The sequence below is a fragment of the Thermogutta sp. genome, from assembly GCF_039793925.1.
Taxonomy (GTDB): Bacteria; Planctomycetota; Planctomycetia; order Pirellulales; family Thermoguttaceae; genus Thermogutta.
In genome coordinates this window covers 38,382-52,317 of the sequence record NZ_JBAMME010000165.1, presented here as the reverse complement: position 1 = coordinate 52,317, position 13,936 = coordinate 38,382, and the positions used below count along the sequence as shown (strand labels likewise).

Here is a 13,936-nt window from a genome sequence, read left to right as displayed (position 1 = left end):
CACCGCTGGTTAATCCCAGCCGGCCGCAGGATTACACGGGCCCGTCGCTGTACGGCGTCTGGGGTGCCCTGGGAAGCGCTTACGGAAAGGAACCTGTGCAAGTTCCGTGATCGCACGCGGTTTTTAGAGCTCACGCATCGCTAAGACAACTCGCTCGGGTTGGCCTACGATTGGCCAACCCATTTTTATTTTCTTGTCCTGGCCACGCCCCCCTTCTCCCGTCGAGCTGTCGCAATTTGCTCAACTTGAGTGGATGGCGGGCAAGGAAATATCCGCCTTCGAAGGTTTGACGCGCACGTGCCGGGGGAGAGAAAAAAGAAACCATAGTACTTGCAAAACGCTTGACTGACATTAAGTAGTGCGGTTAAACTCCGTGTTTGGAAAAACACTTAGTTGTTATTCGGTTTGGGGATGGGTTCCGGTTCGTACAGAGGAGGAGGCGCCATGAGACACCTCAAGGTGTGTCGCCGCCCGGTTGACCAAGGCTTCACACTCGTGGAGCTATTGGTCGTCATTGCCATCATTGGCATCTTGATCGCATTGCTCTTGCCAGCGGTGCAAGCTGCTCGAGAAGCAGCTCGTCGTTCACAGTGCACGAACAATCTCAAGCAGATCGGCTTGGCACTTCATAATTTCCATGATGTTTATGGGAGGTTGCCGGCCTCGAGCCACGACCCGTTGTTCGCCCAGCCCCCCAATTCCGGGAACTACCCGAACGCTGCTGACCGATGGGGCTGGACTGTGCCTATTCTTCCTTACATCGAGCAGAAACAAGTGTATGATGACTTGATCCAAAATTACATCGGAAAACCGGGGACTCCTCCTTGGGGTGGATTTCGCCCGACCCAGACATGGCTGAATGTTTACATTTGCCCCTCTGATTATGGCAGCGCCAGACGGGTTCCCTCTCTCCAGGGTGGGCGCACGCCAATCAGCTATAAAGCCAACCGGGGAGACCAGTGGCTGAACTGGGACTGGTGGGAAAGCCGAGGAGCATTTGGTCGCGGGGATAAGCTCACCATCACGTTTGCCAATATCTCGGATGGAACAAGTAACACCATGGCCGTTTCGGAGGCCATTATCGGAGTTCCCGGAAGTCGGCTGGTCGGCGAGGGAATCGCGGTGAAAGTGGGCGTTTATAACAGTGCGCCACCATCCCTCTGCTTGGCGCGCGTGGGCCCCAACCGCGAGTTGATCGACCCTCTGGCACAACGGGAGTGGCTGACCGGTTGGCGTTGGCCCGATGCAATTAATCCCTACACATTGTTTTATCCCATGCTGCCGCCAAATGGGCCCAGTTGCAGCGGTGACAACGGTCAGCCCTGGACGTCCGAATTCTGGGGGTTGGTGACGGCGAGCAGCCGGCATCCGGGGGGTGTGAATGTCTTGTTCCTGGATGGGGCGGTGCGGTTTATCAGTGAGACGATCGATGCTGGCGATCCGACTCGCACGGCGACGGCCCCACCACCGGGCTTCCCACCGCTGGTTAATCCCAGCCGGCCGCAGGATTACACGGGCCCGTCGCTGTACGGTGTCTGGGGCGCCCTGGGAAGCGCGTTCGGTAAAGAGAGTGTGCAGGTCCCGTAGTTGAGGAGCCCTGCCTACCAGCGTAGTGGAAGGGCCTCACCACACGGTCGGCGCCCGCAGGTGCCGACCGTCTTTGCGATTGTGCCGTGGCTGAGCGGTGCCTGCGGCACTTTTTCCGGGCTCATTCGCGACCGGGCTGCGGCGGGTGTTGGACTACCTCACACCCAGTTGCGCCAGCTTCGAGCGCAGGAGCTGCACAAGCGACTGCGCTTCCGGGTCCCGATCCCAGGTGGCAGAGTCGCTGGCGTCTTCCGGGACAGTGCTGGCCGGGGAGGGGCGGAAAACCGATTTCCAGGGGATGGGGCGCAGGCCGTCGTGGTAAAACATGCAGTTGCGGCCTGCTTGCTTGGCGGCGTACAGGGCCTCGTCGGCGCGTTCGAAGATACGGTTCTCGTTGTCGGTTTCCAGAAATACCGCCACGCCGCAGCTTAATGAAACCGGTGGGGTGTCGCTCCAGTCCTCGCCCGCATGGTGGCACGATTGACGGACTCGCTCGGCTTCTTCCAGGGTTTGCGAAAGCTGAACGTGTGGCCAGATCAGGGCGAATTCCTCTCCGCCGATCCGCGCCAGCACGGAATGTGCCGGGGCTGCGGCACGCAGGGCCGCGGCAACTTTGACGAGCACTTTGTCCCCTATCTTGTGCCCATAGGTATCGTTGATTTGTTTGAAATGATCGACATCGAAAATGGCCAGTGCGAAAGGCTGACGCTGATCCCGAAACTCCCGTATGAAGCGGAATAACTCCTGATCGAAAACGTGGCGATTCGGCAAACCCGTGAGCGGATCGGAGCGAACTTCCCGCCATTGGGCCTGGAGCTCCTGATACTGCTGCGCGATTTGCGATTCGGCAAGCGCCAGTCGGTCCTGGAGCCGGCGATTGGTTTCAGCCAGCGTCACCAGAGCTGCCACGACGGATTCTGCCGTGACCTTATCGGGGCTCAGATCGTCGAGTTGTCCCATCGTGTGCTGGAGATCGCCACGATGTTCCTGGAGATGGGTTCTTAAAGTCGCCACGATGCCAGACAGCCGTCTGAGCAGGCGCTGAAGTGTCGGAGGAAAACAGTGGCTAACACTCGATTCGGAACGCGCTGTCTTACGACGGGATGGCGAGAAAAGGCCGGTCCAAGCAAATAACGCGACACAAATTCCCGCCACTGTTGCCAGGGTCGCCAATACTGACGATACCGCCATACCGGTCTAACCTCCCACAGATACCGCCGTAGAAAAGTTTGTTCCAGAATCAGATGAACATCACTCCTCTTGGATAAGAAATGGCTGTGAGGACAAGAAAACCTCTTGGCCCCTGATACGCGGGCTGAGATTGCTAAGTAACTATAGCATATTTAGAACAAACGTGCGGGCTTACCCGGCCGGACGATTATTCCAGAAAAATTGATCGTGCGGCCACGCAATCTGAGCGGGGAAGCGCCGGTGGCGCCCCAATCCTGGGTGGAGCGTTCAATGAGTGAGCCCAACGCAAATACTGGAATTTCTTCGAGGGCGCGGGCGTTCTGACCCGGTCAAAAAGAGTCGGGCAAGAGATGTCCCATCTTGTCCCGCTTGGTCGCCAGATATTTGGCATTGAATTCGTTGACAGGGCCGACAATGGGGATTTGATCGACCACCTGAAGGTCGAACCCACCGTAGATGAAAGCGTCTGCTTTCTTGGGATTGTTGGTGAGCAGGCGGACCTTGCTCAGTCCCAGGTCTTTGAGGATCTGAATCCCGATGCCGTAATCACGACAGTCCACCTGATGTCCGAGGGCGAGATTGGCCTCTACGGTATCCATGCCTTCGTCCTGGAGGTGGTAGGCTTTGATTTTTTCGACCAGGCCGATGCCCCGGCCTTCCTGGGGGAGATACACCAGCACGCCGGTGCCTTCCTGGCCGATCATCTGAAGTGCTAGATGGAGCTGATCGCCGCAATCGCAGCGGAGAGAGGCGATGAGATCGCCAGTAAAACACGAGGAATGAAGCCGCACCAGGGGCGCGGCGACCCGGGTGGGATCGCCGAACACAATCGCGATGGGTTCCTGGTTTTCGTATTTCACCCCATAAGCGATGATCTTGCCCAGTCCGTATTTGGTGGGGAGCTTCGCTTCGGCAATGCGGTAGACGAGTTTTTCTCGTCGGCGTCGATAACGGATGAGGTCTTCCACGGTAATGATTGTGAGGTGGAAGCGACGGGCAATTTCATGGAGTTCCGGGCGACTAGCGCGATCCCCGCGGTCGTTGAGGACTTCACAGAGGACACCGGCGGGTGCCAGCCCGGCCAGCCGGGCCAAATCGACCGCGGCTTCGGTGTGGCCGGCCCGACGGAGAACGCCCCCTTCTTTGGCGATGAGTGGATAGACATGTCCCGGCCGGGCAAAGTCCCCCGGTTTGCTGGTAGGATCGATCAGGGCGCGAATCGTTTTGGCCCGCTCCGCCGCCGTAATTCCCGTCCGGCAGGATCGATGATCGACAGGGACGGTGAACGCCGTTCCCAGCGGGGAAGTATTCTCTTTGACGATCAGAGACAGTTCCAATCGTTCGGCTACATCTGGCAGAATAGCCGCGCAGAGGAGGCCCCGGCCGTAGGTGATCATGAAATTGACGATCTCCGGCGTTACTTTTTCGGCCGCGCAAATGAAGTCGCCTTCATTTTCCCGGTGCTCGTCATCCAGAACGATGACGACTTCACCGCGGGCAATAGCGTCGATCGCCTCGTCGATCGTGTTGAATATATCCTGGGACTCCGTCATGGGTGTCGTCCTGGTGTTTGTGCGCCGACGGCCCCGCAGACCATGAGTGGCTACGATCGGGTGAGCCACCCAAAGTGGGCGGTCAATTCTGATTGATCCGAAGCTAAAATAAAGGGACTTGGCGAACTGGGCGAAGGATGCTGCAGTGAACTGGCGGCGACAATGTTGATCCTTCTTTTTTATTGTACGTTTGGGGGTGCGGGGTCCGCTAGCGCCAGAAGATAGATGGTTTGCCTGTTGCGAGGTGCGACGGGGTCTCCAGGTGAAATGGATGGCCGTGCGGGTCGACAAACAAACAAGCGGCGATCCCTTTGGTTTCTGCAAAAGGAACCGCCGCTGTTCGAAAGGAGGTGCACAGAGACGACAGGGAAGCCCGGCGAGACCGGGATCGAGGCCAGCAGTCAACCGTTTCCCGAAGTCCGGTTTAAGCCCCCATCTGCCCCGTTGAGGACTCAGCCCGCATTGGTACGCAGCCCTTCGTTGAGGGAAAACCGTGCCCCGTACATGCCCCGCGCCCCTTCTCTGAGTCCCAATGCCCCAGCGCCCCGTTTGGAAAGAAATTGAGGCTCGTTGCCCCGTTCACGGCTCCGGCCCCTTTTTTACTTGCCCCGTTTAACCAGCTCGCCCCTTCCGCCGAGTTGGATCGCCCCTTTCGAGAATGATTCGGGAATTGGTTCCGATTGCTCGATCCAGGTCTCCGGCGTCTTTCACTTGTAAAGTAACCGAATCGTTGGACAACCCATGTCCAACCTTCTGCAGAATTCGGGAGGCCATCTTGGGAGAGTAGACCAACGCCCGAGGATGGCCATTTCTTCTCGTCGCTCGCATGACCGGTCACTTTCGTGGGTTGGTGCGTCCGGAGTTTGTGGGGAACTGGCGTTGAGCGGCTGCCGTTGTCGCAGTTTGTTTGGGTGAGTGAGCCGGGTCTCGTTGAGCTCGTCAAGTTTGCCCTTGACACAATCGGCGAAATCGGGAAAATCCCGCAGCATCAGCAAACGACGCGGCCACGCCGAAAGGAGTCTGGCGTGACGCGTCTCGCAGGCCGTGGAGCCAAAGTGGAAGTCGTTCGCTACTCGGCCTGAATGTCGAAAAGCAATCCACCTCTGATAATCCACCGAGGTAAGGAGGCCTCGGAGAATGCGGTTGTGTGCTTCAACCGGACAAACGATCGCCATACGGCAGGTTCTGCCGGACGCACAGATGGTGGGTGCCACCGAAGTGTCGTTCACGCGATGTCGGTGCCGTCCAAGTGACGTTCGGCCGGGCGATCTGTTTGTGGTGCTTTATCCGCCGGGAGCGCGGCGCGATGCCGCATTACAGCAGGCACTGACACGGGGATGCGCCGCGGTGCTGGCTGATCATCCGTTAGAAACCCTCCCCGTGCCAGTCATCTATGTGAGTAATGCTCGTGAGGCATTCGGGCGCATTTCGCACGCGCTGGCGGACTATCCTGCTCGAAAGCTCCATGTCATTGGCGTGACCGGTGCCTATGGAAAAACCACCACCGCGTGCCTGCTGACCCGGGTGCTGGTGGAGGCCGGTTTCAACACGGGCATGCTCAGTACGCTGGGTTACTTCGAGGGTGAGGAATCCACATTTCCCCGGGAAACAACGCCGCCTGCGGACGAACTGGCGCTGTCTCTGGCGCGAATGGTGGAGAATCACTGCACCCACGCGGTGATCGAGGTGACCGGCAAAGCGATTCGCGAACGGTACCTGGCGGGGACGGAGCTCGACGCCGCCGTGTTGGTTAATACCGATGCCGAATCAAAGGCAGACCACCGCAATTCTTATTTCCACGTTTTGGAATGGTTGAAGCCCGAAGGGGTGGCCATTGTTAACGCAGATGATTCTGGCTGTCGGAGTTGGCTTTCGGGGTTGGCCCATCCTGCGCTGACGGTCGGTCTGCAGATGCCCGCCGAGATTAAAGGCCGGGAAATAAGCCGCCAGTTGGGAGAAGAAATTTTTTATTTGATTGCGGGTGAAGAGACTTTCCCGGTTCGGACGCGGATGTTCGGCCGACATCACATTTTGAGTTGCCTGGCGGCTGCCGCAGTGGGACTGGTGTATCAGATCCCGGTGGAAGTGATCGTGAAGGCGCTGGAAAGCGTGGACCAAATTCCGGGGCGACTTCAGCCGGTCCTGGCAGGCCAGCCGTTTTCCGTGTTTGTGGATGCGGCCGACAGTACCCAGGCGATCCGCGCCACCCTGACGACCATCCGACCGCTCGTGTCAGGGCGATTGATCTGCGTGGCCCACCCACCGCGTCGATGTCAAGGCGATACAGCGGCCTGGGTCCAAACGCTGGAGGAACTTGCCGATGTGATTGTGCTGACCCTTCCGGGAGTAGGGGAGGGGCATACAAATCTCCTGGCAGCGGGCGCGAAACATCTTCGGGACCGCCGTCGTGCGATGTTGCTCCCCGATCGGACGGAGGCCATCGGCTGGGCCCTGACACAGGCCCGGCCCGGGGATTGCGTCCTACTCCTTGGAAATGGTCATCGACTGTGGAAAGCCACACGGAATGGTGAACTGATTGTAGACGACTACCGCTTTGTGCGGCAGTGGTTGGAGCAGGAATACCCTGCATAACGCGGCGTAGCGTTATCGGCTGAGGCACATCCTCTTTGTGGCCGGAAGGTAGATGTATCGGGGATTGATAGGAAAACAGAGAGGAGTGAGAAATCACGCAGCCAGCGGTAACCCCATCGATTGCGTTGGGTGTGCGGGAGCCCGATGCAGCCCTCCCTCCTGGGGTGAAGCATCGAGCTTGTCGGGAGATGCGGTTTCTGGGTCGGCCGCTCCGACGAGCGCTTCTCGATGGGGTTTGATTGCCTGACGGCCGGGGCGGTGCGGGTCACACCGCCCCTGGCCTGTCAGGGAGATTTCTCGTCGCTGCTTTTTTCTCTCTGATCGCCTTTCCTCTTGAGCGACTTCATTTTCGTTTTTCGAGAAGGGCCAGTTGCCGGCGCTTGCCCTGCTTGTCCCGTCGGGTTCCGGGAGTCTTTCCTCGATTTCCTCGACTGGGATGACTTTTCCTGACGCCGGTTCGCTGGTTTTGCTTCGCCGCGCTGTGGAGTTTGTGCAGGAGATTCCTTTTTCCCAGATTGTTTCTGCGAACTGTGGAACCGGGCCAAAGGACCTGGCTGGTCCGGTGTGATCAGTCCCGTCGGAAATACCTCATAGCGAAGCTTCCGCAGTCGGCATCCCCGTGGCGGCACCAGCCGATCTTCGGGGCATACCTGCAGGAGGACGCTCTCGGCTCCGGTGTCGGGGACGGTGTAGCGATCCACAACGCGCAGGGCGTAGCCGTGCATCACTCCATAGTGCCGGGCCTGACCGCGTTCTTCCACCCACGTGGGACCTTTGAGAAGCAGCATGCGATCGAAACAGGACCAGTACGGCTTGAACCACCTCATGAGCTCGAGGAGCGTGGCCACAGCCCTCACAATGAGGGAGTGAAACTCCCAGCCTCCGGCTGCCAGAAAATTCTCGGCCTTGCCCACCAGAATAGGCAGCGGAAGCTCGAGTTTCTCGCACATATCGGCGACGGCTCGGGCCCGCTTTCCCACCGATTCACACAGGGCAATTTGAAGATCCGGACGGAGAATCGCCAAAACAATTCCCGGGACACCGCTTCCCGTGCCTACGTCGAGGACCACTTCATCGGGCTGAAGGACCCGAGCGAAAGAGAGCGTGTCGATAATATCCCGGCCCACGAACTTCCGGTAATCCGTATGCCGGGTGAGATTCATCTGCGCATTCCATTCGTTGCGAAGGTGGAAATAGCGATCAAGCTGGCGGATCTGCTCGGGAAAGAGCGAAATGCCGTATTCCGCGAGGGTCTCTTCGAGAGTCTGCGGAGTTGTGGCGGGAGGCTCCGCGGCCGATTGGGCGGGCTGCACGACATTCGGCTGGTCGCCCGTCACAGGGGGCTGAGTTCCATTGAAATCGTCTTTTTCGAAATTGGAAGTCGTGTTGTCTTCAATCATAGAGTTTCTTTATGACCCAGGCCATGTTTTCACCAAGGATTCGCATCGTTCGCAAGCCTTCTTCATCCTTGTTCACATCTCCCGGCTCGAGTCCCCGGCCCAGATTCCAGTAAATAGATCCCACGACAATCATCTGAGCGATGAGAAAGTAGTGGTTGAGCGAGTCAAACGTATGGACGGCGCCACCGCGTCGGACGGCCACGACGGCCGCGCCGACTTTGCGGCGGAACATGTCGCCAGCCGCCCGGGCGACCATGCCAGTTCGTTCCATGAGTGCTTTCATATTGGCCGTCACATCCGCAAAGTAAACCGGTGAGCCAAGGATCACTCCCTGAGATTGGGAAATCTTCTGGATTGCCTCGTTAATGAAACCATCGTCCTTCTGATGGCATCGGCCGGGCTCCCGAAAACAGCGATAGCAGGCGATGCATCCGCTGATCTGTCGGCCGGCCAGCGAGATATGCTCGGTTTCGATGCCTTCATTTTGGAGGACATTCAAAACGGTATTGACCATAATGCTTGTATTGCCATCTTTGCGTGCACTGCCATTGAACGCGATTACCTTCATGCGTGTCTCCTCCCGAAAGGCCTCTCATAAACCCCACATTGGAGCGGATTCCCGCGATTCCGCCGCAGAGCCGTAAAGGTTTGTCATAAAGAGGCGGCGGGTTCAGCCCGAAGCAAGCATCTTTTCATGAACCCATTCCAGGAAACCGCGCACTCTGTTTGGGTGCGGAGAAAATCGATCCAGGGGAATCGAAATTTCATGTTACCATATTTCGCAAAAAGCAAACACGATATACTGACAGTGTGGGGGCCGACGGAACGGGGCGCAAAGATTGATGAAGCCTCCTTCTCCACACCTTCGCATAATCTGTGCAATGCCAGATGATCTGACCATTCCGCAGGGCGATTTCGAACGGCAACGTTCCCAGGCCCTCAGTCTGGAAGGGCGACGTCCCCCGATCGAGGTGCCCGGTTACGACTTTGAACGGTTGCTTGGTTCCGGCGCTTACGGGGAAGTGTGGGTGGCGATTGAGCGGAACACGGGACGGCGAGTCGCCATCAAGTTTTACGCACACCAGGGAGGATTGGATTGGTCGCTGCTCTCCCGGGAAGTGGAGAAGCTCGCGTTCCTGTGCGCCGATCGCTATATCGTGCAGCTTATCGGGGTGGGCTGGGATTCCGACCCGCCCTATTACGTCATGGAGTACATGGAGCGGGGCTCGCTGGCCGATCGCCTAGCCCACGGTCCGCTGCCGGTGGCCGAGGCGGTTCGCATCTTCAGGGAGGTGGCTATCGGTTTGCTCCATGCCCACGGCAAAGGTGTGCTGCACTGCGATTTGAAGCCTGCCAATGTCCTCCTGGATCAGGACGATAAACCCCGGCTGGCCGATTTCGGGCAGTCACGGCTCTCCCATGAACAGTTGCCCGCTTTGGGAACGCTCTTCTACATGGCGCCAGAGCAGGCCGATCTCAACGCCATCCCTGATGCTCGCTGGGACGTTTATGCCTTGGGGGCGCTGCTGTATTGTATGCTGACGGGCAAACCGCCGCACCGCGATGAAGATACCGCGCGTTCCATCGAACGCATCACAAACCTGGAAGAGCGGCTGCGGGCCTACCGGGAGTGGATCAGACGCTCGGGTGTTCCCACGGACCATCGGCAGATTCCCGGTGTGGATCGCGAATTGGCACAGATTCTCGAACGGTGTCTGGCACCCGATCCGAATGAGCGCTTTCCCAACGTTCAATCCGTGCTGGCGGCCCTGGATGCCTGGACCACGGAGCGAACGCGGCGGCCGCTCATGCTCCTCGGATTTGTCGGCCCCGTTTTACTCTTGCTGGTGTTTGCTCTGTTCGCATGGCGAGGGTTTTCCACCACGGTCAGGCAATCCCGCGAAGCGCTCACGCGGCGAGCCCTGGAAAACAATCAACTGATGGCCCAGTACGTGGCGGATCTGGCAGGCAAAGAACTCCGCCGGCGGTTCGAGGCGGTGGAGGAACTGGCAGGAAACACACGCTTTCAGGACCTTGTTCGTCAGACACTTCAGGACCCTGAGTTCCGAGACCTGGCCGAACAACTCAGTCAACCGAACCTCGGCGAAAGCGAGGCGGAGCCGCTGCGAAGGCGCTTCCGAAACCATCCGCTCCGGGCGGCGTTGCAGCGAGAGTTCGCCCAAATGATACCGGGATGGATGCGACCGGGAACGGGTGAAGATGTCCAGGGTGTGGATGAGGTGGCGAGCTGGTTCTTTTGCGATCCGAGAGGGATTTCCACTGCCCGCGTGCCCGAGTCTCTCACCATCGGCAGAAATTATGCATGGCGAAGTTTCTTTACCGGTCGGGAACGGGACATGCCACGAAATTGGCGTCCTGCGGCGGATGAACATCTGACTCAGCCGCAACTGTCGGCGGTGTTTCCCAGCGATGCGACCCAACAGTGGATCGTGGCGGTGGCGGCTCCTGTGATAGACAACCGTACCCGACAGTTCCTTGGAGTGGTGGCGCTGACTGTACGGGTCACCCGATTCGTGGAGCTGCAAGGCACTGCCACTCAATTCCCCGTACTGGTGGAGATGCGGCCAGGTGATTATACGGGCATGATTCTCCAGCACCCACTTTTCGATAAGGTTTTGCGCAAGGAGCTCCGTTTACCGGAGCGCTTTCGGAAGCAGGAGTATCGCTTACGTCGGGAAGATCTCCCTGTGCCGGTGCGAAAGCTCAACGACTTGGGCCAAGGTCCCGCCGTGAATTTTGTGGATCCACTTTCCCGGGATGAATTGGGGAGGGAATACCGCCGCAGGTATCTGGCACAGGTGGCTCCTGTCCAGCTTGGCCGTGAAGATGGCAGTGTCCAGGATGTGGGATGGATCGTGCTTGTGCAAGAGGATTACGCCACGGCCATCGAGCGACCCCTAGAAGGGTTTCAACACGCGCTTCTCCGCTATGGGGTCATTTCAGCAGGACTGGTGGGAGTCATCCTGTTGGGATTATGGACGTTGACGGCGCGTCTGCTGCGGGAGATTCGGCGACACCTGCTCTCTGCAGGGATTGTGATGCCGCTTCGTTCAGCGGCCGCGTCGCCTGTGGTGTGGACGCCGGAGAGCGACGCCCTGGCCCAGACACAATCCTGGCAGGGGCGAGGAGCGCAGTCCACAGAGGATGCCGGTCCTGTGACGCGGGCTTCAGAACCGCGTCAAACCGAGTAGCAGGCAGAATCCCGAGAAAAGACACGAATGGTGGTCAAAAGAGACTGCGAGCAAAATGATGTTGGGTGGTGAGGAAATCTATCTGATTGCCCAGGGTGAAGACCCCAGTGATCGGTGGCGAAGGCCACTTCCATTCCGTACGCCTGTGTGTTTGGGGAGAGCGACCGGGTCCTGGAGTATACCGTGGGATCCCCATATTTCCCGCCGACATGCGGAAGTGGTGTGGGACGGCAATCTCCTCCATGTCCGGCGGCTTTCCAACGCCCGCAATCCAGTCTTTTTTCATGGCGAGGAGCGGGATGCCTTCGAGGTGAGGCCAGGTGAACATTTCGTTATCGGTCGCACGCGATTCGCGCTGAGTCGCCAGCGGGTCGCCGTGAGCAGCGATCATCCCACACCCACCCAGCAGGAAGCGTTCGGCCCTCAGTTGTTGAGGCAAATCGTCTTCCGCAATCCCAATACGCGCATGGAAGTACTCTCGCGATTGCCGCGGGCTATTTCTACCGCCGCCACAGAGCCAGCCACCGCGGCCCGGCTGGTGAGTTTGATCCTGGCCGGAATGCCCGATGCGGAGGCCGTCGCGGTAGTCGCCATTGAGTCACCATCCTCGCTGCGAAGGTCTGAAGATACCGGGGATGCAGTGAAAGAGATAGCGGATCATCCGGCAGCTTTACTGGCCCAGGAACCCAGCAACGAGGCGACACTCGCCCTTCGTGTTATCCATTGGGATCGGCGCCTGCTGGCGGATGGGGAATTTCGTCCAAGTCGCCGTCTCATCCTCGAAGCCTGGAACAATCGCCAGAGTGTCCTCCACATTTGGCGGGAAAAGCAGCGCCGGCTGAACCTCCCAGGAAAAACCACCAGCACCCGGCCGTCTTCCGTGGCTGATACAACGGCCATTCAGCCCAAAGCCTATCACCCACTTTACACAATGGAAGAGAATGTCGACTGGGCGATTTGCACGCCGATTCGCACCGACGTTTGCAATTGGGCGATCTACACGGCGGGAACATTCCATCGTGAACTGGGCGCAAGTGACACCACCCCGGAGGATCTGCGCGAGGACGTGAAGTTTCTCGAGTTGGTGGCCGAAATGACAGGGGCGATCCTGCAATTAAAATCGCTCGAGCGGCGGCAGGCCGTACTGGGGCAATTTTTACCTCGCCCGGTACTCGATCGGTTGAGCGAGGAAGATCCGGAGACGCTCCTCAGTCCTCAGGAGGTGGACGTCACCGTTCTGTTCTGCGACCTGCGTGGGTTTTCACAGGAGACCGAACGGCATGCGGAGCGGCTACTCCCGCTCCTCAATCGGATCAGCGCCGCACTCTCGGTGATGACGCGGCATATTTTGGAAAAAGGGGGAGTGATCGGCGATTTTCAGGGCGATGCAGCGATGGGGTTCTGGGGATGGCCCATCCCCCAAGAAGATCACGCCATTCGTGCTTGTCAGGCGGCCCTGGCTATCCGCAGAGAATTCGAGCAGGCCTCGCAATCACCGGATGGCCTCCTGACAGGCTTTCAGATCGGGATCGGAATCGCCAGTGGACGTGCTGTGGCAGGGAAAATTGGCACGGCGGAACACGCCAAGGTGACCGTCTTTGGACCCCCCGTTAATTTGGCTTCCCGCCTGGAAGGGTTGACCAAATTGCTCCATGTTCCGGTCCTTTTGGATGAAGCTACTGCGGAGACCATTCGCACGTCGGTACAAAAAGGTGGCTTCCGCGTCCGCCCCCTGGCCAAATTGCGACCCTACGGTTTCGACCAGGCGGTTCTGGTCCATGAACTCCTGCCGCCAGGCGACGAATACCCGTTACTTACAGATGAGCACCTGCAGCTCTGCGAGGCTGCCGTGCGGCACTTTTTAGAAGGGCGATGGGACGAAGCGTTTGATCTTCTTCACCGGTTGCCGGCGTCGGATCGCGGAGCAGATTTCCTGACCAGCTACATCACGCAACACCACCGCCAGCCGCCACCAGGTTGGGACGGTACTATCACTTTGTCGAGCAAATGAATGCCGTGACAGCACCAAATCGACACCATGGCGGGAGCGCCTCCGGCCTTGGCGGCCCGCCGGGTGGAATTGCTTTCTCGCGATTACCGCTGCGTTTCGAGAAGCCCCAGGTTTCTGAGCACAACCTCGGGATCCGGGGCCAGCTTCCGGATCTTTTCAATAATAGCTGCCCGTTCCGAGGCTGTCGCTGTCAAGAGTTTTCTTTTGAAAATACGGTATTTCTCTCTGCGGTGGCGTTTTCTTCTCAGTTCGCGTTTTCGTTCGCAGATCGACACAGACCTGTCCTCCGATCTGGTTTTTTCTGACAGACTTTCGGATTTTATTTACCGGTATTCCGCGGGCGACAGAACCCACCTTCATCCGCGGGAGCGCGGGGCAACTGCGAAACAA

General features: G+C 58.5%; 9 protein-coding genes. 4 read left to right on the top strand and 5 right to left on the bottom strand.

All coding sequences use genetic code 11. From position 1 onward, the window contains the following. The first annotated feature begins 444 nt into the window (after window positions 1-444). On the top strand, window positions 445-1,587 hold the full coding sequence (locus ABJK56_RS06510) for a DUF1559 domain-containing protein (protein WP_347243854.1): 1,143 nt from the start codon (window positions 445-447) through the stop codon (window positions 1,585-1,587). Window positions 1,588-1,740: 153 nt separating this feature from the next. Here ABJK56_RS06510 and ABJK56_RS06505 read toward each other — a convergent pair whose 3' ends face one another. Both ABJK56_RS06505 and ribB read right to left on the bottom strand, forming a co-directional pair. Further along, window positions 1,741-2,778, bottom strand: a complete 1,038-nt coding sequence (locus ABJK56_RS06505; RefSeq protein WP_347243853.1) for a GGDEF domain-containing protein — start codon at window positions 2,776-2,778, stop codon at window positions 1,741-1,743. A gap of 329 nt (window positions 2,779-3,107) precedes the next feature. Next, the gene (gene ribB, locus ABJK56_RS06500; RefSeq protein WP_347243852.1) at window positions 3,108-4,331 is read right to left on the bottom strand and encodes a 3,4-dihydroxy-2-butanone-4-phosphate synthase; all 1,224 of its coding nucleotides are present in this window, start codon (window positions 4,329-4,331) and stop codon (window positions 3,108-3,110) included. 1,137 nt (window positions 4,332-5,468) lie between these two features. On the opposite strand from ribB, the gene ABJK56_RS06495 reads away from it, so the two are divergent. Further along, entirely contained in the window at window positions 5,469-6,923 is a 1,455-nt protein-coding gene (locus tag ABJK56_RS06495; RefSeq protein ID WP_347243851.1) for a Mur ligase family protein, read from the top strand. Window positions 6,924-7,207: 284 nt separating this feature from the next. Here ABJK56_RS06495 and ABJK56_RS06490 read toward each other — a convergent pair whose 3' ends face one another. Together ABJK56_RS06490 and ABJK56_RS06485 are read right to left on the bottom strand one after the other, a co-directional pair. After that, on the bottom strand, window positions 7,208-8,323 hold the full coding sequence (locus ABJK56_RS06490; protein ID WP_347243850.1) for a 16S rRNA (guanine(527)-N(7))-methyltransferase RsmG: 1,116 nt from the start codon (window positions 8,321-8,323) through the stop codon (window positions 7,208-7,210). Further along, window positions 8,316-8,891, bottom strand: a complete 576-nt coding sequence (locus ABJK56_RS06485; protein WP_347243849.1) for a flavodoxin family protein — start codon at window positions 8,889-8,891, stop codon at window positions 8,316-8,318. Before ABJK56_RS06485 ends, ABJK56_RS06490 begins: the two co-directional genes overlap by 8 nt. Before the next feature lie 313 nt (window positions 8,892-9,204). Here ABJK56_RS06485 and ABJK56_RS06480 point away from each other — a divergent pair, with 313 nt between their 5' ends. Further along, on the top strand, window positions 9,205-11,535 hold the full coding sequence (locus ABJK56_RS06480) for a serine/threonine protein kinase (RefSeq protein ID WP_347243848.1): 2,331 nt from the start codon (window positions 9,205-9,207) through the stop codon (window positions 11,533-11,535). A 55-nt stretch (window positions 11,536-11,590) separates the two neighbouring features. Beyond that, window positions 11,591-13,546 (top strand): adenylate/guanylate cyclase domain-containing protein, encoded by a 1,956-nt coding sequence (locus ABJK56_RS06475; RefSeq protein WP_347243847.1) that lies wholly within the window; start codon window positions 11,591-11,593, stop codon window positions 13,544-13,546. Window positions 13,547-13,629: 83 nt separating this feature from the next. On the opposite strand, the gene ABJK56_RS06470 is transcribed toward ABJK56_RS06475, so the two are convergent. Next, a complete protein-coding gene (locus ABJK56_RS06470) occupies window positions 13,630-13,821 on the bottom strand; it encodes a DUF6800 family protein (protein ID WP_347243846.1) in 192 nt (63 codons plus the stop codon). Window positions 13,822-13,936: the final 115 nt, after the last annotated feature.